The sequence below is a fragment of the Melghirimyces algeriensis genome (assembly GCF_900182565.1).
Taxonomy (GTDB): domain Bacteria; phylum Bacillota; class Bacilli; order Thermoactinomycetales; family DSM-45169; genus Melghirimyces; species Melghirimyces algeriensis.
On the sequence record NZ_FXTI01000010.1, the window covers coordinates 92838 to 115383 of the forward strand.

At 43.6% G+C, this 22546-nt stretch carries 21 protein-coding genes, 1 pseudogene and 2 CRISPR repeat arrays; of the genes and pseudogenes, 20 read left to right on the forward strand and 2 right to left on the reverse strand.

The window, feature by feature from the left end; translation table 11 throughout:
* Positions 1–87 precede the first annotated feature (87 nt).
* Positions 88–1734, forward strand: coding sequence for a ribosomal protection-like ABC-F family protein (gene abc-f / locus FN782_RS13735; protein ID WP_246064962.1), 1647 nt, complete (start codon positions 88–90; stop codon positions 1732–1734).
* 147 nt (positions 1735–1881) lie between these two features.
* Here abc-f and FN782_RS13740 read toward each other — a convergent pair whose 3' ends face one another.
* Complete coding sequence (locus FN782_RS13740) at positions 1882–2604, reverse strand: thermonuclease family protein (protein ID WP_185956322.1); 723 nt, start codon at positions 2602–2604, stop codon at positions 1882–1884.
* Positions 2605–2954: 350 nt separating this feature from the next.
* Between FN782_RS13740 and FN782_RS13745 the strand changes: the two genes are divergently transcribed.
* From FN782_RS13745 to FN782_RS13785, 9 genes and pseudogenes are all read left to right on the forward strand, one after another.
* A complete protein-coding gene (locus tag FN782_RS13745; protein WP_142506379.1) occupies positions 2955–3656 on the forward strand; it encodes an aspartate/glutamate racemase family protein in 702 nt (233 codons plus the stop codon).
* A gap of 189 nt (positions 3657–3845) precedes the next feature.
* Complete coding sequence (locus tag FN782_RS13750; RefSeq protein ID WP_142506380.1) at positions 3846–4286, forward strand: Rrf2 family transcriptional regulator; 441 nt, start codon at positions 3846–3848, stop codon at positions 4284–4286.
* Positions 4287–4364: 78 nt separating this feature from the next.
* Positions 4365–5000: an NAD(P)-dependent oxidoreductase gene (locus FN782_RS13755; RefSeq protein WP_142506381.1), complete on the forward strand. Its 636-nt coding sequence runs from the start codon at positions 4365–4367 to the stop codon at positions 4998–5000.
* A gap of 200 nt (positions 5001–5200) precedes the next feature.
* A complete protein-coding gene (locus FN782_RS13760; RefSeq protein ID WP_246064963.1) occupies positions 5201–5920 on the forward strand; it encodes a response regulator transcription factor in 720 nt (239 codons plus the stop codon).
* 200 nt (positions 5921–6120) lie between these two features.
* Positions 6121–6789: pseudogene (locus tag FN782_RS13765) on the forward strand (ABC transporter ATP-binding protein); the annotation flags it as partial.
* A gap of 230 nt (positions 6790–7019) precedes the next feature.
* Complete coding sequence (locus tag FN782_RS13770) at positions 7020–7847, forward strand: ABC transporter permease (protein WP_142506384.1); 828 nt, start codon at positions 7020–7022, stop codon at positions 7845–7847.
* Positions 7848–7861: 14 nt separating this feature from the next.
* Positions 7862–8635, forward strand: a complete 774-nt coding sequence (locus FN782_RS13775; protein WP_142506385.1) for an ABC transporter permease — start codon at positions 7862–7864, stop codon at positions 8633–8635.
* A gap of 100 nt (positions 8636–8735) precedes the next feature.
* Positions 8736–9122 carry a MaoC family dehydratase gene (locus FN782_RS13780; protein WP_142506403.1) on the forward strand — a complete coding sequence of 129 codons (387 nt, stop codon included), beginning with the start codon at positions 8736–8738 and terminating at the stop codon, positions 9120–9122.
* 180 nt (positions 9123–9302) lie between these two features.
* A complete protein-coding gene (locus tag FN782_RS13785; protein ID WP_142506386.1) occupies positions 9303–9731 on the forward strand; it encodes an NUDIX hydrolase in 429 nt (142 codons plus the stop codon).
* 10 nt (positions 9732–9741) lie between these two features.
* Here FN782_RS13785 and FN782_RS13790 read toward each other — a convergent pair whose 3' ends face one another.
* Positions 9742–9873 carry a MetS family NSS transporter small subunit gene (locus FN782_RS13790; RefSeq protein WP_142506387.1) on the reverse strand — a complete coding sequence of 44 codons (132 nt, stop codon included), beginning with the start codon at positions 9871–9873 and terminating at the stop codon, positions 9742–9744.
* 271 nt (positions 9874–10144) lie between these two features.
* On the opposite strand from FN782_RS13790, the gene FN782_RS13795 reads away from it, so the two are divergent.
* The 10 genes from FN782_RS13795 to tnpA form a co-directional block, all read left to right on the forward strand.
* A complete protein-coding gene (locus FN782_RS13795) occupies positions 10145–10747 on the forward strand; it encodes a DJ-1/PfpI family protein (RefSeq protein ID WP_142506404.1) in 603 nt (200 codons plus the stop codon).
* Between the two features lie 222 nt (positions 10748–10969).
* Positions 10970–11540: direct repeats of the CRISPR family, unit length 30 nt; unit sequence GTTTGTATCGTACCTATGAGGAATTGAAAC.
* A gap of 257 nt (positions 11541–11797) precedes the next feature.
* Positions 11798–12571 (forward strand): CRISPR-associated endoribonuclease Cas6, encoded by a 774-nt coding sequence (gene cas6, locus FN782_RS13800; RefSeq protein WP_142506388.1) that lies wholly within the window; start codon positions 11798–11800, stop codon positions 12569–12571.
* A complete protein-coding gene (locus tag FN782_RS13805; RefSeq protein ID WP_142506389.1) occupies positions 12552–14474 on the forward strand; it encodes a TIGR02556 family CRISPR-associated protein in 1923 nt (640 codons plus the stop codon). Before cas6 ends, FN782_RS13805 begins: the two co-directional genes overlap by 20 nt.
* A 60-nt stretch (positions 14475–14534) precedes the next feature.
* A complete protein-coding gene (cas7b, locus tag FN782_RS13810) occupies positions 14535–15476 on the forward strand; it encodes a type I-B CRISPR-associated protein Cas7/Csh2 (protein WP_142506390.1) in 942 nt (313 codons plus the stop codon).
* Between the two features lie 13 nt (positions 15477–15489).
* Positions 15490–16263 carry a CRISPR-associated protein Cas5 gene (gene cas5, locus FN782_RS13815; protein WP_185956323.1) on the forward strand — a complete coding sequence of 258 codons (774 nt, stop codon included), beginning with the start codon at positions 15490–15492 and terminating at the stop codon, positions 16261–16263.
* Positions 16264–16274: 11 nt separating this feature from the next.
* A complete protein-coding gene (cas3, locus tag FN782_RS13820) occupies positions 16275–18728 on the forward strand; it encodes a CRISPR-associated helicase Cas3' (protein WP_142506392.1) in 2454 nt (817 codons plus the stop codon).
* A gap of 73 nt (positions 18729–18801) precedes the next feature.
* Positions 18802–19293 carry a CRISPR-associated protein Cas4 gene (gene cas4, locus FN782_RS13825; RefSeq protein WP_142506393.1) on the forward strand — a complete coding sequence of 164 codons (492 nt, stop codon included), beginning with the start codon at positions 18802–18804 and terminating at the stop codon, positions 19291–19293.
* Between the two features lie 14 nt (positions 19294–19307).
* Positions 19308–20300, forward strand: a complete 993-nt coding sequence (gene cas1b, locus FN782_RS13830; protein ID WP_142506394.1) for a type I-B CRISPR-associated endonuclease Cas1b — start codon at positions 19308–19310, stop codon at positions 20298–20300.
* 27 nt (positions 20301–20327) lie between these two features.
* On the forward strand, positions 20328–20582 hold the full coding sequence (gene cas2, locus FN782_RS13835) for a CRISPR-associated endonuclease Cas2 (RefSeq protein WP_142506405.1): 255 nt from the start codon (positions 20328–20330) through the stop codon (positions 20580–20582).
* A 211-nt stretch (positions 20583–20793) separates the two neighbouring features.
* Positions 20794–21501: a CRISPR direct-repeat array (repeat unit 30 nt; unit sequence GTTTGTATCGTACCTATGAGGAATTGAAAC).
* A gap of 792 nt (positions 21502–22293) precedes the next feature.
* The coding region (gene tnpA, locus FN782_RS13840; protein ID WP_246064964.1) for an IS200/IS605 family transposase at positions 22294–22546 on the forward strand (253 nt) is incomplete at its 3' end.

A 22546-nucleotide genomic window follows, 5' to 3' on the forward strand; every position in this document is an offset into this window, starting at 1 on the left:
AGGCTCTTCCCTGAACGGATGAAATAAAAAACCACAGGCGAGAGATCTTGCCTGTGGTTTTTTGTGTGCAAAAAAGGAGGATTTGGCATGATGTTGTGTGCGGCAAACCAGGTAGCAAAAATGTGGGGTGGAAACTGGATTTTTCGGGATGTTTCTTTGGACATTCAGGAAAACGATCGGATTGGATTGGTCGGACCGAATGGATGCGGGAAAAGCACTTTGTTGAAGGTATTGGCGGGTGTGGAAACTGTGGATCAGGGAAATGTATTCCTTAAAAAAGGAGCACGAGTGGGCTACCTCAGGCAAATGCCTGTTCAGCAGACAAAAAAGACGGTCAGACAAGTGTTGCTTACTGCCTTTTCCAATCTCATCTGCTTAAAGCGACGGATGGAGCAGTTGGAATCGGAGATGTCCAACCCGCATCTCGCATCAAATGAACTGGAACGAGCCCTCTCCCGTTATCAGTCCTGTCAGGAAGAATGGGAACGATATGGGGGATATGAAATCGAGGCCAAAGTGGAACGTGTTGTACGGGGGCTTCATCTGCCGCCAGACATTTTGGATCGTCCCTTTGAAGCGTTGAGTGGAGGGGAAAAGACCAAAGTGGAGTTGGGACGGGTGCTGTTGGAAGAGCCGGAATTGTTGCTGTTGGACGAACCTACCAACCATCTGGATCTGCGGGCGATTGAGTGGTTGGAGGAGATGATCCGTGCTTATCGGGGTGCTGTGTTGGTGGTTTCTCATGATCGTTATTTCCTTGATCGTATTGCTACTTCCATCGTTGATTTGGAACATGGAGAAAGTGTCTACTATCCGGACTGTGGATATACCACGTTCCTTAAGCGTAAGGAAGAACAGCTACTGGCTGAGTTTCACACGTATAAGGAACAACAGAAGAAAATCAAAAAAATGAAAGAGGCCATCAAACGATTGCGTGACTGGGCCAGTCGTGCCAACAACGACAAAATGCACCGGCGCGCTTCCAGCATGGAAAAAGCACTGCATCGGATGGAGAAAATGGACCGACCACGCCTGGAGCGGAAAACGATTGGATTGGCTTTTGGCATGGATTCCCGCAGTGGACAAGACGTATTCCGATGTGAGGAGGTTTATCACGAATATGGGGATACGATCGTATTGGATGGTGTCCATTTTCAGGTCCGGTTTGGTGAAAAAGTGGCCATCGTCGGGGAAAATGGATGTGGTAAGTCTACCTTGCTGAAAATTTTGTTAGGAGAGGTTGAACCGGATTTGGGAAACGTGGTTCAGGGTCCATCCGTTCGGGTGGGCTATCTGTCTCAGCAGGGATGGGAAGGGGACGATGAGACAACCGTATTGGATGCTTTTCGCGAGGAAGTGGTGGTAGATGAAGGGCAGGCGCGTCAATTGTTAGCCCGTTTTTTCTTCTATGGATATGCTGTGTTCCGTAAAGTAAAGGATTTAAGCGGTGGAGAGCGGATGCGACTCCGTCTGGCACAGTTAATGCATCAGTCTTTCAATGTTTTGGTGCTGGATGAGCCTACCAACCATCTGGATCTTGACTCCCGTGAAGTGCTGGAAGAGGCTCTGGAAGCATTTCCTGGGACTGTTGTGGCGGTTTCCCACGATCGCTATTTTCTCAATAAATTGTTTGCCCCCACCTACTGGCTGCAAAATGGGCAGTTGTCCCGCTTTGAAGGCAATTATGATGAAATGAAGGCGGAGTGGAAACGGCGAGGCATATATCTGGAGTAGGTTGGGGTTATAAAAAGGATTCCTGATCCGTAACATGGATACATGAAAGAGGTTGCTGACTTTCACTTGTTGTGAGTGAAAGTCAGCTTTTTTTGTATAAGAAGTCCGTTGCGTCGGGAGCCAGATCATATAGCAAACCGCAAGAGGCTATTTGAGGGAACAGTGTTTGGATTGACACATCCGGCGTCCGCTTTCCTTGGCTTCCTCTTCTGTATCAAAATAAACGGCGTTTTCCGGCTTAATCTGGTCCGCTCCACCGGGGCAACCCACTTCGTGATAAATATCGCTGTTCTTACTGGCGATGAACTTGCCCTTATTCCCTTCTTTTTTCTCATCCTTACACCATTTATCTGGATTGTAACCTTTATCAGTTACATATCCAGGGCATTGCCAAACCCCGATCTTCTTTTTCTTGGCGATCTCTTCGGCTTCCCGAAAATCATCTAAATATTCACGGCTTTCATTTATGTAACCGACTCTTGCAAGTCCCTTTTTTAGTACCTCTTCCTGAACACTCTTTCCATCAACGTATACATAGGCAAGCATCCGGTCATATTTGTCTCTCTTCTCGGTATCAAACTCCAACTCAATTTTGTCTGCGGTCGTTATCAGTTCTTTTACATAGTTGCTAGCTTCTTTTCCCAGTGGCTGCTCCCCGAATTTCGGGTGATTCGTTTCCGGCGTGTCAAACAGGAGATAGCGAACCTTTTCTTCTTTTCCGTTTACGCGAAACCTTGTAGTATCACCGTCTATGTGCTTAACGAACTTCACTTCAACCCGATCAGAAGATTTGGTCGATTGACCGGCCGGTTCTGAACAGGCTGTCAGCAGTAAAGCCAGCATGAGAAACCATACCCAAACCCTGTACAAAGCTATTTCCTCCTTTTGATGAAGTATATTATAAAACAAAAGATATAGTAACATATAGTTATTTTTATATAAAGATAAAAACTACTTATAGTTTATAAAACTATAGTTAAAAAGTAGTATGTAACTAAATCATTCGTTTGCTGAGAGAGGTGAATTCGGCGATCATTTCCTGTGTTCCAAATATGAGGATATTAACGGAGGAATGAACCAACGTGAGTTGAGGCAAGGAAGAATAATGATTTATCATGCCTGAATTTTTAGTGATCCTCTCGTAAGTCGGAACATTCAACGGTAAAATGTTATATAAAGGAATGATTTGCCTCTACTATTTAGTGACTGGGGGAATAAAGATGAACACAATCGGTATCATCGGTGGAATGAGCTGGGAATCGACTGCCATCTACTACCGGCTGTTAAATAAAGGGATTCGGGATCACCTTGGAGGTCTGCACTCAGCGAAGATCCGGATGGAATCCTTCGATTTTTCCGAAATTGAACAGCTCCAACGGGAGGGAAAATGGACGGAAGCGGGGAGTCAACTGGCGGAGGCTGGTATTCGGTTGGAGTCCGTCGGAGCAGATGTTCTCCTGATCGCTACCAATACAATGCACAAAGTGGCAGATATGGTGGAAAGCGCCGTATCCATCCCACTTCTTCACATTGCTGATTCGACCGGAGAGCGGATCAAGAAAGCGGGTATTCGCCGGGTTGCATTGTTGGGTACTAAGTTTACAATGGAGCAGGACTTCTACAGAGGACGGTTAAAGGAGCACTATGGTTTGGAAGTGCTGATCCCTGAACCGGAAGACCGGGATACTGTTCATCGGGTGATTTTTAAGGAGCTTTGTCAAGGACATATACGGGAGGAGTCCCGACAAGCGTATCTGAATATCATCCATCGTATGTTGTCCAAGGGAGCGGAAGGAGTGATTTTCGGCTGCACGGAAATCGGGTTGTTATTGTCAGAGGAAAAGGTGCCCGTTCCCGTTTTTGATACCACCCGTATTCATGCGGAAGCGGCGGTTCACTGGGCATTAGGTAGCAAAGACTAATCGTCTCCATATATTTCAATCGGACTAACGCCTTAGAAATTCCATGAAAACAAAACACCAGAAAACTTGATAGCAACGGAAAGGGAGTTCCTACAAACGGTTGATACTCTCAATCAGTGAAGAATATGCAAAACTTGACATGCGTTCAATGTTGTAACTATAATGATTACAACGGAAGAGGGGGTACTTATGAAAATCAGCAGTCGCTTTACCATTGCAGTTCACATTTTGTCGTTGCTGTCCATTTCGCGTGATGCTCATTGCACTTCAGAATGGATCGCCGGCAGCGTGAACACCAATCCAGTGGTCATCCGCAGAGTTACAGGGATGTTGAAAAAAAGAGGTTTGGTGGACGTCCGACCGGGTGCTGGTGGAGCGTACCTTCTGAAAGGTTTGGATGAGATCACTTTGTTGGATGTGTACAAAGCGGTGGAAGTTGTGGAGGAAGGACAGCTTTTCAACATCCATGAAGAGCCCAATCCGGATTGTCCGGTTGGTGCCCGGATTCAAACCGTGCTCCAACTCATCCTGGAACGTACTCAGTCAGCCATGGAAGAAGTACTGGGTAATATTACAATGAAACAAGTGGTAACGGATCTCATGGAAACGGACAAAAAGTCCACTAACTAATTTTTTTTGCTTGTATTGTAACTGCTTCTGTTACAATACATACCCTCTTCTATTTTATGAATGAAAGGATGTTATCATATGAAAATCGCACTGGTGGGTGCTACAGGAATGGTTGGTCAACGCATCTTGCAGGAAGCATTGCAACGTGGACACCAAGTGACAGCGGTTGTCCGTGATCCTTCCCGTATCAGTGAACGACGTGAAAACATGCATGTGGTAACAGGTGATATCTTTGATGCAGAAAGCATTGCTGAAGCGGTAACGGGACATGATGTGGTGATCAGTGCCTATGGCCCGAAAAAGGGAGAAGAGGAAACCTTGGTACAAGCAACACGCTCTCTGATTAATGGTGTTAAGCGCTCCGGAGTCCGCCGTCTATTAGCCGTGGGAGGAGCCGGAGGACTGGAAGTGGCTCCTGGGGTCAAACTGGTGGAAACACCTGAATTTCCGGATTTTATCAAGCCGATCGCTTTGGCGCATCAAGAGGCGTTGGAGATTTACTTGGAAGAAGAGGACCTGAACTGGACAAATCTCAGCCCAGCAGCGCTCATTGAACCAGGAACCCGAACGGGCAAATACCGCACAGGAACGGATCAATTGGTGACAGATGAACAGGGAAACAGTCGGATCTCTGCTGAAGATTATGCCGTGGCCATGCTGGATGAAGCAGAGAATCCACGTTTTACCCGTAAACGATTTACTGTAGCTTATTAAAAAAAGGGGCTAAAAGCCTCTTTTTTTTGCGTTTGGAGTTGTTGAGCGTTTGGGGGCATCCGTTGTTTCTGGATCAAATCCGTGAGAAGATGAAGAACAAGACAGCATTCATCCGTCAAGGTTAAGATTTCGTAGTTACAGTCAGATGTTTACAAAACGTGTATTGCCAAAGCTCAGTTTTCAGTGAAGGGATGGAGATGGTGAGAACGGAAGAGTGGCGGATTTTTATTGTGGAAGATGATGTTCAAATTACCGCTTCCATTCGGGATTATTTAAACGGTTATGGTTTTGTTACTCAGGGAGTGACGGATTGGATGCGAGTAGAAAGGGAGTGGCGACAGTTTGGTCCCCATTTGGTGATCTTGGATGTAAATCTTCCAGGAAAAGATGGGTTTCATTTGTGTCAGGAGATGCGTCGCCATTCATCCGTCCCGATTCTTTTTTTGTCCGCACGTTCGGGAGAGATGGAACAAATTTATGGGATGGAAAGTGGCGGGGACGATTATATCACCAAGCCGTTTCGCTTGGATGTTCTGCTGGCCAAAATAAAGGCGCTGTTGCGAAGGACCTATGGTTCTCTGTCTATTCACGATCTAGGGTTGGCGGTTATTCAGATTGGAGCATTCACTTTTTGGCCGGACAAGGGAGACATGGAGTTTGAGGGAGAAAGACAGTCCTTGAGTAAAAATGAATGGAAACTGTTGGCTTTGCTGTTGGAACGTCGGGATCAGGTGGTGAGCCGGGAAGATTGCCTGGAAGCGCTGTGGGATGATCAACGGTTTGTAGATGACAACACATTGACGGTGAATGTTACTCGTCTGCGGAAAAAGCTGGCCCTTTGGGGGCTGAACGAGGCGATTGAAACACGCCGGGGCGTAGGATATCGGCTGAACTCCGCCATTCTGGGGGGAGAAGCGTGAAGATTGGAAGTGTTTCTGGATCGGTTGGGTTGGCGATCGATAGTATACGGATTTTGTCTGACGCCTGATGGGGCGTCTTTTTATCTTGCAAAAATGTAAGCTTTTCAGCGTGGCTGTAAGTTTTTTCGATGGGAAGGGGATGGATGATCTCATTAAACTGAGAAAGGAGGGTAATCAACAATAAGGAGGATGGAATCACGATGAATGTTTTGGATGTGGAACATGTAACAAAAAAGGTGGGCTCACGAACCTTGATCGATCAACTGTCCTTTTCCGTACAAAAGGGACAGATATGTGGCTTTCTGGGTCCAAACGGTGCCGGTAAAACCACGTTAATCCGTTTGCTTACCGGATTGATTCGTCCAACGAGCGGTGATCTGAAAATCAAGGGGACCAGTGTGATTCAAAACCGTACACAAGCACTTCAACATGTCGGCGCGATTGTGGAATCTCCCATTTTCTTTCCCTATCTTACAGGTAGAAAAGCCCTTTTCAATTTGGCTCGATTACATCCACAACTAAAACGCCACCAACGGCAAAGAAAAGTGAGGGAGGTGTTGGAGAAGGTAGGGCTGACGGATGCTGCGGAACAAAAGGTGCGTACTTATTCGTTGGGTATGAAGCAACGGTTGGGAATTGCACAAGCCCTTCTTGGCGACCCGGAGATTATTATCCTGGATGAACCCGCTAATGGCTTGGACCCCATGGGAATGCGTGAGCTTCGCAATCTTATCCTTCAGCTTCGCAAAGATGTTGGGTGCAGTTTTCTCATCTCCAGTCACTTATTGGATGAACTGCAACAACTGTGTGACCACCTGGTCGTTATCAAAGAAGGAAAGCATATCTGGCAGGGAGACATAGACGAAATATTTGGGGAAACACAATATGTTTATACACTTTCTCCCCTTTCAAAAGCAAAAACAATCATTCAAAGAGAGTATTCTGTTCAAACATTAGCGCAAAATCAATTGCAAGTGGAGATCCCTGATGAGGAAGTCAGCCGCTTAAACCAAATATTGATCCAAAACGACATCCAAGTGATCCGTGTGGAGAAACAACAGAAGCGGTTGGAAGATGTGTTTGTGGAGATGGTGACATCATGATGGCATTGATCGCCAGTGAATGGGAACGACTTTGGAACCGGAAAATAACCTGGTTTCTTTTTGCTATGATTCCAGTGATTCTGTTTGTTTCCGGACAGTATTATCAAAAGAGTAATCAAGGATTGACCCCCGAAAATCCAGCGTATGCCGTCTTGGATAACTTTCCTGTCTTAGTACTTGCCGAACAGTTGATGATTGGCTTTAATTTGATGTTACTGCTTTTGCTGGTCTTTTCCGTCACGGAAGAGTATCGGACGGGCCAGATCCGGATGGTGATGATCCGTTCCTATTCCTTTTCGCAGTTGCTGTTCGCCAAGTGGCTCACAGTGATGGAGGTTATGCTTCTCTTCCATGTCACTTACCTGATTCTAAGCTATGGTTTCGGTGCTTGGATGTTTGATAGCACTTCACAGCTGTTGCTCTTTTACCATGATGAACCGGTTTCCCATGGACCCGCATTTTTTTATGTTCTGCGTTATTATGCTCTTGCATTTGTAACATTGATAGCCATTTCTTCAATTATGACCTTTATTGCAGTGATCAGTCAGTCCACAACGACAGCAATTGGAGGAACCATCGGTTTTTTGCTTGTCTCTGCGGGCTATCCAACGATCTTGCAAAAATTTGCTCAAACCATGGAACCACGACCAGATCCACATTGGTACTTTCTATCCATCACGCAGATCCAATATGAAGGCATCGCGTTGGCGCTGGCTCCACACTCTAGATTCGTGCTTTTTAATACGGGGGTTCTCTTTGCTTATGCGTTTATTTTTGGTGTGGCGGCCCACCTGATTTTCACCAAAAAGGACCGGTTTATCTGAAGGAGTGAGTTGAAATGTACGAATTGATTTTAAGCGAGTGGGAACGGATCTGGGCGCGTAAAAAGACATGGATTAGCCTGGCGGTTTTTATCATCTATTTGGGAATCTCAGCTTATTCATTAAGTTTTTTCTTGATTGGATTCTATACACCAGAGTTGGAGACATCCATTAACTCTCTAAACTTTTCTGTGTTTTTTCTGAGAGAAGTTGATATGGTTCTGACCTTTATTATCTTACCCATGTTATTTGTCGATTGTTTTGGCGGTGAATATCATTCGGGAGCGTTACGGATGGTATTGATTCGCCCGCAATCTCGGATTCGTTTGCTGGGAGCAAAATGGATCGCTATGACGGCAGTGATCGTCCTCTTTTTGACGGTTACGTTTGTGGTGGGGCAGATTTGTGGATGGAGTTTATCCCCAATAGTGGATCAGGTCACCTTTTATCCCCAAGGGGAACATTTCACCACATGGGGGGCATTGGGGTACTCCGTGTTATTTTACTTGACCTTCTTGAGCATCTACCTTGTCTACTTGGGAATCGCCAGTCTGATCAGCACCGTTTTCCCCAATGCGATTCTGTCGTTTTTCTTTATCCTGGCCATCGTGATCGGAACACTGTATCCCCCTGACGGATTATGGCAGTTCTTTCTATTTACCAGCGAAAAAACCTTTGCCTTATTAAATGGGACGGGGGTATCATCGTTCTTGATTGCGCTACCGGTTGTTTTGGGAATCACCTATGGCACAGTTTGGTGGTTGTGGAATCGAAAGAGTTGGGTGAGGTAAACATGTATGAAAACGAATGTATCCAGAATAAGGTTGACTTTTGCTTTTAAAGCGAATAATTGGTAAAATGATTAAACTGATGAATGAATATTCAATCATAATGGAGGGGGCTTTTGTGAAAGTAGGGGATGTGTTTACTTGGGAACGAACCTTTACCGAAGAGGAAGTATTGCAATTTGCACATTTCTCAGGGGACACAGGCAGCCATCATATGCAGCGTGATGAGCATGGGCGTTTGATGGTACATGGCTTACTAACTTCAAGCATTGGAACAAAAATCGGAGGAGATCTGAATTTTATTGCCAAAGAAATGAACTTTGAATTTTTGAGACCGGTTTTTACGGGGGATACCATTACCTGTGAACTCACCATTACCAAACTGGAGCCCATGGAGGGGCACAAAAAGGTAGCTGTAAAGTCCGTATACCGAAATCAAGAAGGAAAGGATGTGTTATTGGGAACCAGCCATGGCATTATTCGAGATTGAATGACTGCTATTAGATTATATAACCCGGACCCTTTGTGTATAGGGTGCCGGGCTTTTTGTAAGGGATCGATTGGTGGACGATTGTGCCTTGAGGCACCTGTGTCAAGTGATCCGGGATAGTGTTTCCCTGTTGACGAAATGGTATGAACATTATACCATGCACTGGCGGGAGGTGATTGGATGAAAAGAATGGATGTGGTTTACGCCTTCATTTATGATGAGAATCAAGATAAAGTGTTGATGGTGAAGAACCGCAGGGGAAGTTCGTTTGAGTATACGCTTCCCGGAGGGGCGGTTGAGGAAAGAGAAACATTGGAGCAGGCAGCCATAAGGGAAACGAAGGAGGAAACGGGATTTCACATTGAAGTGGGATCGATTCTGGCTGTGAATGAAGCGATCTTTGAAAAGAGAGGGCATCATGCGATTTTTTTCACTTTCTTGGCAAGAATCACAGGTGGAGAAATGAACCTGTCACGCCCTGAAGAAATTGCAGATATTTCTTGGATGGATCTTGATGAGGCTGATCAATGGATGCCTTATCTGCCCGGTGGAGTAAGCAAACTGTTGAAGAATAAATACTCCGCTCCCTATATGTTTCAAGGTAAATAAGTGGTGGTTATTACTCCTTTGTTTGCTTTTCCAAGCTATGCGGATGACGCTTCGATCGAGCAGCCACCCAAATAAAGTAACCCAGTCCTCCATAAATAATTCCAGACCCCACAATAAGCATGATCCAAGCCGAGGCATTCATGGAACGATTCCCCCTTGTTTTGAATCATTACCTGTTGAAGAACCATAAAAACAGATTCTTGATATAAACAGTTATTTCCTGCTTCTGTTTTGCAGGTCAGAAATGATTCTTTTTATATTTATGTCAATGTGGAAAAGAAAATCCCTGGATTCTGTTATAGGGATGAAAACAGCATCGCATGAGGGATACTTGATTGATTAAACAAGGAAGGTCCTTGCAATGGATCTTCAGTAAAAAAGGGTTTCCTCAAACATAGAAAGGAGTGGTCAAACTGAAGCGATATACAGTTGGGATCTTCGTCTTCAATGAAGTAGAAGTACTCGACTTTGCCGGTCCGTTTGAGGTATTATCCGTTACCACATCTCCTCAATCTGAAGATAAGCCTTTTATCGTCAAAACCATATCTCAAACTGGAGAAATCATCACTGCTCGAAATGGTCTGAAGATTGTTCCTGATTACAGTTTTGAACATGCACCTAGCTTGGATATTTTGATCGTTCCAGGAGGGTATGGTGCAGAGGAGATTGAAATCCATAATCCTGTTGTCATCCAATGGATACAAAATCAGGCCAAAAAGGTGGAGATCCTGGCATCCGTTTGTACAGGCGCCCTTCTGCTAGCCCAAGCTGGGCTATTGGACGGAAGACGAGCCACGACGCATTGGATGGATCTGGATCGTTTGGAAAATGCGTATCCACATGTACAGGTGCAACGAGGAGTGAAATTTGTGGATGAAGGTTCACTCCTCACATCGGCAGGGATTTCAGCAGGGATCAATATGTCTTTGCACATTGTCAAAAAACTCTGTGGGCCAGACATTGCCAGGCAAACCGCGAAACGGATGGAATATGATGTAGACCTAGACCTCAAATAGCCGGTATACCTGTTGTGCAAGGAAAGAGAGTGGAAAAAGCGGATCACCTTATGGATTGTCGTCGACCCCCAATGGTGTAAAAATCCCCAGGGATCGACGACATTTGTTATATAGCTGATAAGCCCGGTGCAGCGCTATTTAACCGGATTTGATCAATGATGCGACTGTAAGCCAATGTTTAACGCGGTTCTTGAAAAGACAAGTATAGTGGGTATAAAATGGGTTTGTATCGTACCTATGAGGAATTGAAACTTTGAAAAAATGATAAAAAGTGTCCGAATCCGGAAGCAGTTTGTATCGTACCTATGAGGAATTGAAACCTATATTGTGACGATGCTTCGTTAATGATGGATGCATGTTTGTATCGTACCTATGAGGAATTGAAACTCAAAGAATCCTCGCCAGCTAAGAAAGCGAAGAAGACGGTTTGTATCGTACCTATGAGGAATTGAAACAACGTCCCTTTGGTCAGCTGAAGGCTCGCAAGTCACAGTTTGTATCGTACCTATGAGGAATTGAAACTGGTGACGCGCTTCTAATTTTTGCAATACATCCACCACGTTTGTATCGTACCTATGAGGAATTGAAACGATGTTCCACTGGACTGGATCACCTCCGACACCCGCCACGTTTGTATCGTACCTATGAGGAATTGAAACATCGTTCTTGCATTCGATTTAGCTTGGCACGAAGACGTGTTTGTATCGTACCTATGAGGAATTGAAACAAGACTCAGCCATGCTAAGTCCAAACTTGATGTCATGTTTGTATCGTGCCTGCAAGGAATTAGAACATTTGGAAGCTGTGTGTTGACAGAGCCCTTCACTCCTAAGAAAGGGAAGAAGGTTTATTCCCACATTTAAGCTAAAGCTTGAAAGAACAGGTTTTCCTGTTCTTTTTCAGATTTATGACCCCTCTTAATAGAGGAAGATGGCCTTGACGATATATCTATACGTGAAAAATAATCAAACATTGGAAATAAAATATTGATTATCCAATTGAAAGTATTATATTATAAATCATGTTAATGGAAATAAGGGAGGTGAAACATTGAAACTTATAATGCAGTTTTCGAAGAATGATGGCATGATTGAACTTCCAATCCATTACAATCACATGTTGCAGTCGTTTTTATATCGTTATCTGAGTGATGATCACTACCGGGAGTTTCTTCATGAAGAGGGGTACGCGTTTGAGAAGCGCAGGTTTAAAGGGTTCACATTTTCCCGATTGGACAGTACATATTCTATCGATTCCAAGCGAGGAGTGATCCGCTTCCAGTCACCAGTCACCTGGACGGTCACTGCTGTCAAGGAAGCCTTGATTCGCGATTTGATGACAACTTTATTGAAACAGGACCAATTGAAATGGTACGACCAGAAGGTGCAACTGGAGAGTCTCCGTTCAGAAGCGATTCCTTCTGTTACCTCACCAACCTATGTACGGACCTTATCCCCCATCACCATGTATACCACCATCCTGGATGAACACCATCAAAAAAAGACCCATTACTATCATGTTGAAGATCGGGCCTTTTCTTCATTGATACAACAAAATCTGATCAAAAAATATGTGGCTCTATATGAAAAGGAGCCGGATGATGTCTCTTTTTCCATCTCTCCTGTTCGCATCAAACAACGGCCGGAAGTTGTGAGGTTTAAGCGATTCATTATTAAAGGCTGGATGGGGGTATTTCGATGTACAGGCTCTCCGGAATTGATTCAATTTGCGTTAAAGGCGGGAATGGGTGCTAAATCGTCACAAGGTTTGGGTTGTGTTGAAATTTGGGAAGAAGGTGACATCTATGATCGAAGCCGTGCGTAAGCAAGGTGAGCCGATCGTCAACGCTTCACAAAAGGCACAAGCAGATGCCCTTGTGGTGCAAGTAAAAAAAGCAGAAAAAACGGGTCCCGCTTATGTTGTTTTCCTTAATTTTGACTTGCAGGACCAAACATGTTCTCTTGATCTCAAACCGCTGACTGCTGATTCATCTTTTCAATATTTCCATATTGGAACAGCAGACGGATCAAGCAGTGAACAGTGGATGTTAACCGGAACACGTCCGGATTATATTGTCTCTCAAGCGTTATACGCCCTTCTCAAAAGGCTTCCGGATTGTGCATGGAAGGATCAATTAACTCAGGTAAGGAACGATTTTTTCTATGATACGGGTGAAAAGAGGGGCATGAAAGCTCGTTATCGTTATGTTTTGGATGTGAAACATTTGAACCGTGGCACTACGATGGAAGCGTTGATGGAAGAGGCAAAGGGAGATGAGAAAAAATGGATCTCCCTGGTGAAAAAAGAACTGAACCAAGCAGTGATGGAGCAGTTGGAGATCAGACCTGAAGATGTGGGGCTTTGGGTGTGTTCTGTAAACGGCGAATTTCCCCAACAAAGTGATGACTACCGGAAGTTAGCATGGCAATTGAAAGAGGCCGCTTTCGAGAAAGCAAAAAAAGGGAAATGCTCTTTGTGCAATGAAGAGGCCACTGTTACGGATGATACGAGCAAGTTAAAGTTTAAAAGCTATATTACGGATAAAATCAATTTTGCCAGTGGTTTATCTAAAGACTTTTCTCGTAACTTTCAGCTATGCCGACCCTGTCATCGCCAATTGATATTGGGTGAGATCCGGGTGATGGACGAGTGTGCGGCCCGGATTGGGAAACTATCCCTTTATATCATTCCGGAATTCTTGTTTGATGACGCAGATCGGAATGTCAGTGAATGGAGACATGACGCAATCAATCAGGGACGGGCCGTTCTGGATATGAAAGCGGCATACGAGAGAGACTTTCAGCTCATCAAAGATGCTTGGCAGCAGCCGCGGTTTAACAATCCGTTTACCTTGCATTTCCTTTTTTATATCAAACAGCAAAATGAATTCCGTGTTATCAAATTGATCAAAGATGTTTCCCCTTCACGGCTAATACGACTGCAACGGATCACTGCTGAGATGGATCAATTGGGAAAGGTGTATTTTCAAAGGCTAAATGAACCGGATCACAAGGATTGGATCATTGATTTTCAACAGATTTATTGGCTGTTTCCACTTAAAGAAAATCAGGGCCAGCTAATGGAGTATAGAAAGCTGTTGCAACTATATGATGCGATCTTTGCAGAAAAGCCGGTTGAGCGACGTATTATTGTTACCAAGTTGCTTGAACTGGCAAAAGTATATCGTTTTGGGCAGACAAAAGCATATCAGCTGTCGGAGCCCCTGGGTGGCAATGAAGATTATGCCATGATCACGGGCTTGTTAAAAGGGTTGTTGCTTTTGAAGTATCTGGAGATGGCCCATGTTCTCAGAGGAGGAGAAGCCATGGATGTTTCATTGTTATCCATAGAAGATGCGTTGAAGGATTTTATCCTGGATATGGGCTACAGCGAAAGTCAAACCTCTTTGATCCTATTGGGAATGCTAGTCAATCAGGTGGCCCGAAAGCAGTATGATCACAACCTTACGTCCAAACCCATTCTTGATAAATTGAATTATCAGGGGATGAACTTGGGAAAATTGCAACGCCTCAGTACAGACGTGTTTGCCAAGTTAAAGCAGTATAAAGCTTTATATTCCGTAAATGAGAAAATGTATGCGGATCATACCATGCTGTTACATAAAAATCTTGCCCGATGGGATTTATCGGATCAGGAAAACGTGTTCTATATCTTATCCGGCTATGCGCTGGGAACGAGACGATTAGGCAAACAAAAACCTGAATAGAACAAAGCGACTAAATAGAGTGGTAAATAAAGATATAATTTATTGCGGGAGGAAAAACGGATGAATAATAGCGATTTGCTGTTTTTGTATGATGCGAAGTTGACCAATCCCAACGGAGACGCTGATGATGAAAACCGTCCACGGATGGACTATGATACATCGCGCAATTTGGTGAGTGATGTACGCCTCAAACGCTATTTGCGTGACTATCTGCAAGATGCAGGGAAGGAAATATTTGTCGCAAATATTGAAAACAAGACAGTGAACGCAACGGCCCGATTGGAGAATCTGTTTAAGCAATACGGAAGCAAAGTTAATATTAAAAAATTGGCCTCCGAACAGATTGAGTGGATGTTGGATCAGTTGTTGGATGTCCGCCTGTTTGGTGCCACAATGCCAATTAAAGCCGAATCGGGGAAAGGAGCATCGCTAACGTTTACAGGTCCGGTACAGTTTAATTGGGGCTACTCTCTCAACCCGGTCAGTTTGGTTGATTCCAGTACGATAACCTCTCATTTCAGCTCAGAGAGCAGTAATGAACGAGGAACCATGGGGAAAGATTATCGTTTGTATTACTCCCTGATCGCTTTTCATGGAATTATCAGCGGTCGACGGGCGAAACATACCCGGTTGAAGGAAACTGATATCGATCTCCTTGATCAAGCAGTTGTCCGTTCCATACCCACTCAGGCAACGCGAAGCAAAATTGGGCAGTACCCACGTTTATACATGCGGGTAGAATACAAGAACGATCAATTGATCCTCGGAGATCTGCGCGATTTGATCCCCAACTTGGAAAATCCTAAAATTCGGGATATCAGCCAATATGAACTGCATATGGAGGAATTGCGTCAAAAATTGTTGGGACATAAAGAACAAATCCACAAGATTCACTATTGGCATGACTCCAAACTACAACTTGTAAGTGAAGTGGGACAAGGAACACTGGAGAATGTATTGGGGTCGGAATTGACTGACCGAATGCATCTGCTGGATGTTTAAGGGGGGAGGGATTGTGCAAGCACAACCGATCCTGGTGTTAAAGTGGTGGGGAACAATGGCTCACTTCCGTAAATTTTATACCAACTCTTCTTCACTCAGCTATGCCTTTCCGCCAAGGACAGTCATTATGGGGATGCTGGCTGGTATGGTTGGATATGAGCGGGATACCTATTATAACTGTTTTGATCCCAAAGAGTTCCAATGTGCGGTAGAGTTGGTGACACCCATCAGAAAAATCACGCAAACAGTCAATTATATTTTTGCCAAGTCATCCAATGATTTGAATCGTTCGAAAGGTCCAACGCAAATCCCGTTGGAAATAGTCTTAAGTCGCACATTAAAAGCATGTGGTTACAGCCGGATCTGCTACCGTCTGTTTGTACGTCACCGAGATCTCGACATGATGCATGAATGGCGACATCGGGCACAAACATCTTCCTTTTTTTATCCCCCTGTTTTTGGCTTGAGCGAGTTTGGTTCGCAGGTGGAGTATGAAGCATGGATTGATGAAACAAAAATTGGTAAGCTGCCACTAGGGACAAGGGTGGAATTGGATTCAGTCTGTCCCATGCCCAGCATTGAACCGAAAGGATTGGAATTTGATCTCTCCGGAACCCGGCAATATATAAAGGAACGGATGCCGCGACATTTTTTTGAAGACCGTCGGGTTAGAGAAACGGAACAATACATTTTTGAGCAAAATGGCAAGGCCGTAGTCGGTACGTTTCGTATACCTGTGACAAGTATTGAGCTGGACGGAATAAAAAAGAACATTATGTGGATGTAGGTGACCTCACTATGTACTCCCATATTAAAAAAAACGAGCAGGGTGAAGTGGTCTGGAAGAAACCGCTTGTTCAACATTTGCGGGAGGTGGCAGTTTCAGCAGATCAGATGTCTCCTTTACCGAGCCGCCGGGATGAGAAACTACTTAAACAACTTCATCGCATCAATGCCTATGGACATGATTTTGGTAAATACACGCCCTACTTCCAAGAATACTTATGGACAGGTGAAAAAAAGGGGAATTTGCACCATCATTCCTATATTTCTGCGGTGTGGACTGCTTGGTTATTGGCAAAAATCTGTCCAACAAGGGATGGGTGGGGGCGTTATGCCCCCCTCCTTGGTTTTCTTGTTGTTCTTCACCATCATGGAGATCTCGGATCATTGGAGCACGATGTTCCCAAAAAAGAAGATGTAAATTTCGAACTGGCCCGATTGTTGGGGCATGTGAGTCATCATCGAGATAAAATTGAGGGATTGAAAAAACAGGTGAACAGTCTGTTTTCCTATCAGGAAACCATTGAGAATGATTATGTCTCATTGCTGGGATCAGGGGTCAGTATTCAAGAATTTAGTAATGATTATTTGACTGCATTTGGAATGTTGGATCGACTGAGAGAGCAACTATTAACAGAAAGCGACGAGTTAAGGGTTCAGTTGTTCTTTTATTTACAGCTGCTGTTTTCATTGCTGATTGATGGGGATAAGCATAGTGCTGCGGATGTTTCCTTTATAGAAAGAAGATCCTTGCCGGCTGATCTGGTGGATCGATACATAGCAGATCATTTTACAAAACACCCGGAAACACCCCTTGATGAGTTGCGCATCGATTTTGCACAGACTTCCAAAGAGCAACTGTCGCGATTTGATGTAAAAAAGCGTCTTTACACAATAACCTCTCCAACCGGATCTGGAAAAACATTGACTTCCTTTTCCATTGCCCTTGGAATGCGAGCAGCGGTTCAAAAGGAGCTGGGATATGAACCCCGGATCATCTATGCATTGCCTTTTACGAGCATTATTGAGCAAAATTACGACGTGCTTCGCAAGCTCTTTTCTTACATACCTGACTTTTATGGATCGGAAGGATGTTATTTACTAAAGCACCATCATTTAGCGGAAGTTTCCTATCAGGAAAACCGGACTGAGAAACCCATCTCCAATGCTCTCCTCTTACTGGAAAGTTGGGAATCTGAAGTGGTTATCACTACCTTTTACCAGTTATTGCACAGCATGATCGGTTTTAAAAATCGATACTTAAAGAAAATACATCAACTCTGTGGCAGTATCATTATTCTGGACGAAGTACAGAATGTTCCTGCTGAATATTGGCCACTTCTCAACAAGATGCTGAAATACGTATCACAATACTTAGGTTGTTATATTTTACTGCTGACAGCGACAAGACCATTTATTTTTGAAGCGGGAGAGTCACGGGAGTGGTTGCCGCCAGCCAAAGTGAAAGGTTATTTTCAGTCTCTTAACCGGATGAAGGTGATTCCTGTATTTCCTGAGCATCGCGGTGCTTGGTCAGAGGATGAATGGTTTGACCGTTTTGCGGAGCGGTATGACAGAGAGAAGTCTCATCTGCTTATTTTGAATACTGTGCAAAGTTCCATCCATGTGTATCGACGGATGGTTGAATATGTGGACGGTCACAACGTTTACTACTTATCGACCAATATTACGCCTTGGGAGCGAATGAAACGACTGCGTGCCATTGAGGAGGATTTAAAAAAGAGAAAACCGGTTATCGTTGTCTCAACACAAGTTGTTGAAGCCGGGGTGGATCTTGACTTTGATGTCGTGGTCCGTGATCTGGCACCGATTGACAGTATTGTACAAGCGGCGGGACGTGGCAACCGAAATGGAAAACGTGGGCAAGGGACATTATATGTCATTCCGATGATGCGCAACGAGACCCATAGCGATTGTACCCTCGTCTATGGTGCCATTCATCGCAAACTTGCAGTTGAAGGGTTAACACAGGCTGTTATTCATGAACGTGATTTTTACCGTTGGATTGAATCTTACTTTACACAGAAGATGGGAAAGACAGATTATACAGTTGCACGGGATATTTGGAGCGGTGTTCGATCCTTGCGTTTTTATGATCAGAACGATCCGGACAATTGTGAAACGGTTTCCCGTTTTCGATTGATTGAGCAACAGGTGGACATGGCCTCGTTGTTCGTGCAGATGGATGAAAGAGCTGAAGAGGTATGGGAGCGCTATATGGCAGAAGTAGTTGCTCAGCCTAACGGGTTATTGCGAAAAGAAGCCTATCTGAAACTGCGTCGCACATTTCAATCCTACATCATTTCCGTACCGTTGAAGCGTGTTAAAAACTTGGAGTTGCATGGAAGCGTATTTTTACTGAGAAATGAACTACTTAGCCAGTACTATAAAGTAAACGACACCGGATTTGTTCGCCATTCGGAAGATGCTGATGTATGGATGCTATGAACGAAAATGCTTCTTTTTTAAACCGATTGATTCCATTAATCGCTATATTTGAGAATAAAGGGGTATTGGTATCGTGCAAGTAACCGGGACACTGGTCTGGTACTATTTTATTTGTCATCGGGAAGTGTGGTTGATGGCCCATCAGTTAATTGCAGATCAGGACCATGAGGATTTGGATATGGGGCGGTTTATTCAGGAAACTTCTTATTCTAGAGAGAAAAAAGAGGTTGCAATGGAAAACATTCGAGTTGATATGATCCAAGGGGATGACAAAGAACTTGTTATCAGTGAAGTAAAAAAGTCTTCTCGGTTTGAACAGAGTTCTCGGATGCAACTGTTATTTTATTTATACACGTTTAAGCAAAAGGGAGTCAAAGCAAAAGGGGAGCTGCGATTTCCTAAAGAAAAAAGGAAAGAGACGGTTTACTTGACAGAAGAATTGGAGGAGAAGCTAAAACGAGTTATAAACGACATTCAAACGATTATCAAACAACCGGTACCCCCTTCACCTGTTCCATGTAAATACTGTGGAAAATGTGCTTATTACGAATCTTGCTGGGTATAGACAGGAGGGACAAAGTGAAGAAAACACTTTATATTTTTCGAAATGGAAATCTTAAACGTAAGAATCAAACACTCCTGTTAGAGACAGAAAATGGGAGTAAATATATTCCTGTCGAGGATACAAATGAAATCCTAATTTTCGGCGAAGTTGATTTTAATAAGCGATTACTTGAGTTTCTGTCACAAAAAGAGATCCTGTTGCATCTTTTCAACCACTATGGTTATTATGTAGGTTCTTTTTACCCAAGAGAGCACTTGAACTCAGGTTATATGATTTTAAAGCAGGCAATATGTTATCAAGATGATGAAAAAAGGCTGCAATTGGCCAAAGCATTGATTCATGGTGCAGTCTATAATATTTTACAAGTACTGAAATATTATCGAAATCGTGGGAAGAATGTTGCTCCATATATGGAAAGTATCGCTTCACTGCAAGGATTGGTTGAAGCGAGTGCCACGATTGAAGAATTAATGGCATTGGAAGGGAATATGAGGGGATATTATTATCAATCTTTTGATCCAATTTTAGAAAATAAGGAGTTTGTTTTTGAAAACAGATCAAAACAGCCGCCCAAAAATAAATTAAATGCCTTGGTAAGCTTCGGAAACACCTTGCTTTATACGACTGTCCTAAGCGAAATATATAAAACACATCTCGACCCTCGCATCGGCTTTTTACATGCGACCAATTTTCGTCGTTTCACATTGAATCTGGATGTTGCTGAAGTATTTAAGCCAGTGTTTGTTGATCGGTTAATCTTTAGTTTAGTAGCCAAAAAGATGATTGCGGCAAAAGACTTTGATCAACGTGCCGGGGGAACATTTTTGACGGAGCGAGGGAAGAAAATCTTCATTACGGAGTGGGATAAGCGACTAAAGACGACAATCAAGCACCGAAATCTGGGAAGGAATGTTTCCAATCGGCGTTTTATTCGTCTGGAGCTTTACAAAATACAGAAACATCTGATGGGAGAAAAAACTTATATCCCGTATAAAGCTCAGTGGTAAGTAAGGGGGGATTCAAATTGTTTCGTTATTCTCGTATATGATGTTGGACAAAAACGGGTAGCCAAAGTGTTAAAAACATCACGAAAGTATTTGAATTGGGTGCAAAATTCGGTGTTGGAGGGAAATATCTCACGCGTAAACTATCAAAAATTGAAAGTTGATCTGAAAAGCATCATTCATCCTGAGGAAGATTCAGTGATTTTTTATACTTTTCGTACAACAAAGTATTCAGAAAGGGAAATGATTGGTCTCCAAAAAGGAGGTGAGGAATTCATACTCTGAGACCACATGCGGTTTTCAAATGTTTTATCTGTTTTTGTGATAGAATGTCGTCGACCCCCAATGGTGTAAAAACCCCCAGGGATCGACGACATTTGTTATATGGCTGATAAGCCCGGTGCAGCGCTATTTAACCGGATTTGATCAATGATGCGACTGTAAGCCAATGTTTAACGCGGTTCTTGAAAAGTCAAGTATAGTGGGTATAAAATGGGTTTGTATCGTACCTATGAGGAATTGAAACCTGACTGAACAGCTCGAGGTGGCGGCGACATCGTTTACGTTTGTATCGTACCTATGAGGAATTGAAACACTCAAAATCTAAATCCACGAGGGTACCTACACCCCTCAGTTTGTATCGTACCTATGAGGAATTGAAACTTTGTAACTCATCTAATAAAGAAAACGGCGGTCTCAATGTTTGTATCGTACCTATGAGGAATTGAAACAAAGGAAGATGGACAATCCCTTCAAGGAGGGTGCTCGTTTGTATCGTACCTATGAGGAATTGAAACCGTAATTCTTCCTTTAGTTCCTCGATCCGCTCCATCTGTTTGTATCGTACCTATGAGGAATTGAAACAAATGATGGGCAATATACACGGCTGCCGGATCAAACGTTTGTATCGTACCTATGAGGAATTGAAACCCTTGAACATATCTACAAACAAGCACCAGACGGTGAAAGTTTGTATCGTACCTATGAGGAATTGAAACCCACAGAAGGCTTTGGGGAGCGGGCTGTCAATGTTCTGGTTTGTATCGTACCTATGAGGAATTGAAACTTGGTATACCGACATGGTTATGTATGAAGCGCCAGTACCGTTTGTATCGTACCTATGAGGAATTGAAACCTGGAAGAGTTGAACCAGATCGAATCACAGGCGATTGAGGTTTGTATCGTACCTATGAGGAATTGAAACTCAAAGAGACCTTGAACCGTCGGCAACCTCATAAACTGTTTGTATCGTACTTGTATTCGAGGGTGATTGGTTCTTCCTGATCCAAAATCCCCTCCGCGCAGCGGATTACTATTATGGACCGATGGATGGTCTGGAGATGAATTGGAAAATGAAGTTGGCTAACTACAGTTGGGATTATGGGAATAATCGTTAAAGGAAATGGAAGATTCATAGAGGTGAAGCTTATTAGGTGGAGAGACCTCTCTAGAGGAGTTCCAGCGTCCAACTTTTTATTGTGTTTTGCCGAATGTTAAGCCGTCTTTGATGCAAAAGGAAGGGGGTTTTAATTCCATACAAAAAGCCGCTCCTCACAGAGAGCGGTTTTTATCTGCATTCAAGATAAGACCGGATCAGGGTTTTACTTTATCGATGGGAATGGCAAAACTCACGTGTTTCCAAGACAGCTTGCCGGATCTCAGCAACGTCCTCTTTGCTGCCTACCTTCGACAGATCTTCCTTTTTATCAAATAGCTCATACCGTGTTAACGTATGAGCTATTTTCATTTTCATTTTGAACAATTTTATTTAATATTGGATTTTGCCACCAATTGAGCAAAAAATGACTTGAGTTATATCTTTGCGAGCGAGAAAATCCCTAGCTTTAGCTATGGGGATGAGAGCGAGCGTCAGGCGAGGGAGGGGTGTTTTTTACCCCTCTCGCAAGCCTGACCCTCTTTTGCTCTCTTTTTTTGCTCCTGTTTAATTAGATATATTGAATCTATATAATATTCGTTGTAAAATTAGCAATAGGTGATGAATTTGAGAACGGTTCAAAGTAATCGAAATGTCGTGTACGACTGCAAGTATCATGTAGTTTTTTGTCCCAAGTATCGACGAAAAGTGCTGGTTTCGCCTGTAAGTGATCGGCTGAAAGAGCTGTTCGCAGAAAAAGCAAGAGAGCTGGAAGTTACGATTTCCAGTATGGAAATCATGCCCGATCATGTGCATTTACTCATACAATGTGATCCGCAGTTTGGGATACACAGGGCAGTTAAACATCTCAAAG

Coding starts and splice junctions, on each gene's coding strand:
- abc-f (WP_246064962.1), top strand. CDS start 88: ATGATGTTGTGTGCGGCAAACCAGGTAGCAAAAATGTGGGGTGGAAAC.
- FN782_RS13745 (WP_142506379.1), top strand. CDS start 2,955: ATGAACACAATCGGTATCATCGGTGGAATGAGCTGGGAATCGACTGCC.
- FN782_RS13750 (WP_142506380.1), top strand. CDS start 3,846: ATGAAAATCAGCAGTCGCTTTACCATTGCAGTTCACATTTTGTCGTTG.
- FN782_RS13755 (WP_142506381.1), top strand. CDS start 4,365: ATGAAAATCGCACTGGTGGGTGCTACAGGAATGGTTGGTCAACGCATC.
- FN782_RS13770 (WP_142506384.1), top strand. CDS start 7,020: ATGATGGCATTGATCGCCAGTGAATGGGAACGACTTTGGAACCGGAAA.
- FN782_RS13775 (WP_142506385.1), top strand. CDS start 7,862: ATGTACGAATTGATTTTAAGCGAGTGGGAACGGATCTGGGCGCGTAAA.
- FN782_RS13780 (WP_142506403.1), top strand. CDS start 8,736: ATGGAGGGGGCTTTTGTGAAAGTAGGGGATGTGTTTACTTGGGAACGA.
- FN782_RS13785 (WP_142506386.1), top strand. CDS start 9,303: ATGAAAAGAATGGATGTGGTTTACGCCTTCATTTATGATGAGAATCAA.
- FN782_RS13790 (WP_142506387.1), bottom strand. CDS start 9,873: ATGAATGCCTCGGCTTGGATCATGCTTATTGTGGGGTCTGGAATTATT.
- FN782_RS13805 (WP_142506389.1), top strand. CDS start 12,552: ATGATCGAAGCCGTGCGTAAGCAAGGTGAGCCGATCGTCAACGCTTCA.
- cas7b (WP_142506390.1), top strand. CDS start 14,535: ATGAATAATAGCGATTTGCTGTTTTTGTATGATGCGAAGTTGACCAAT.
- cas3 (WP_142506392.1), top strand. CDS start 16,275: ATGTACTCCCATATTAAAAAAAACGAGCAGGGTGAAGTGGTCTGGAAG.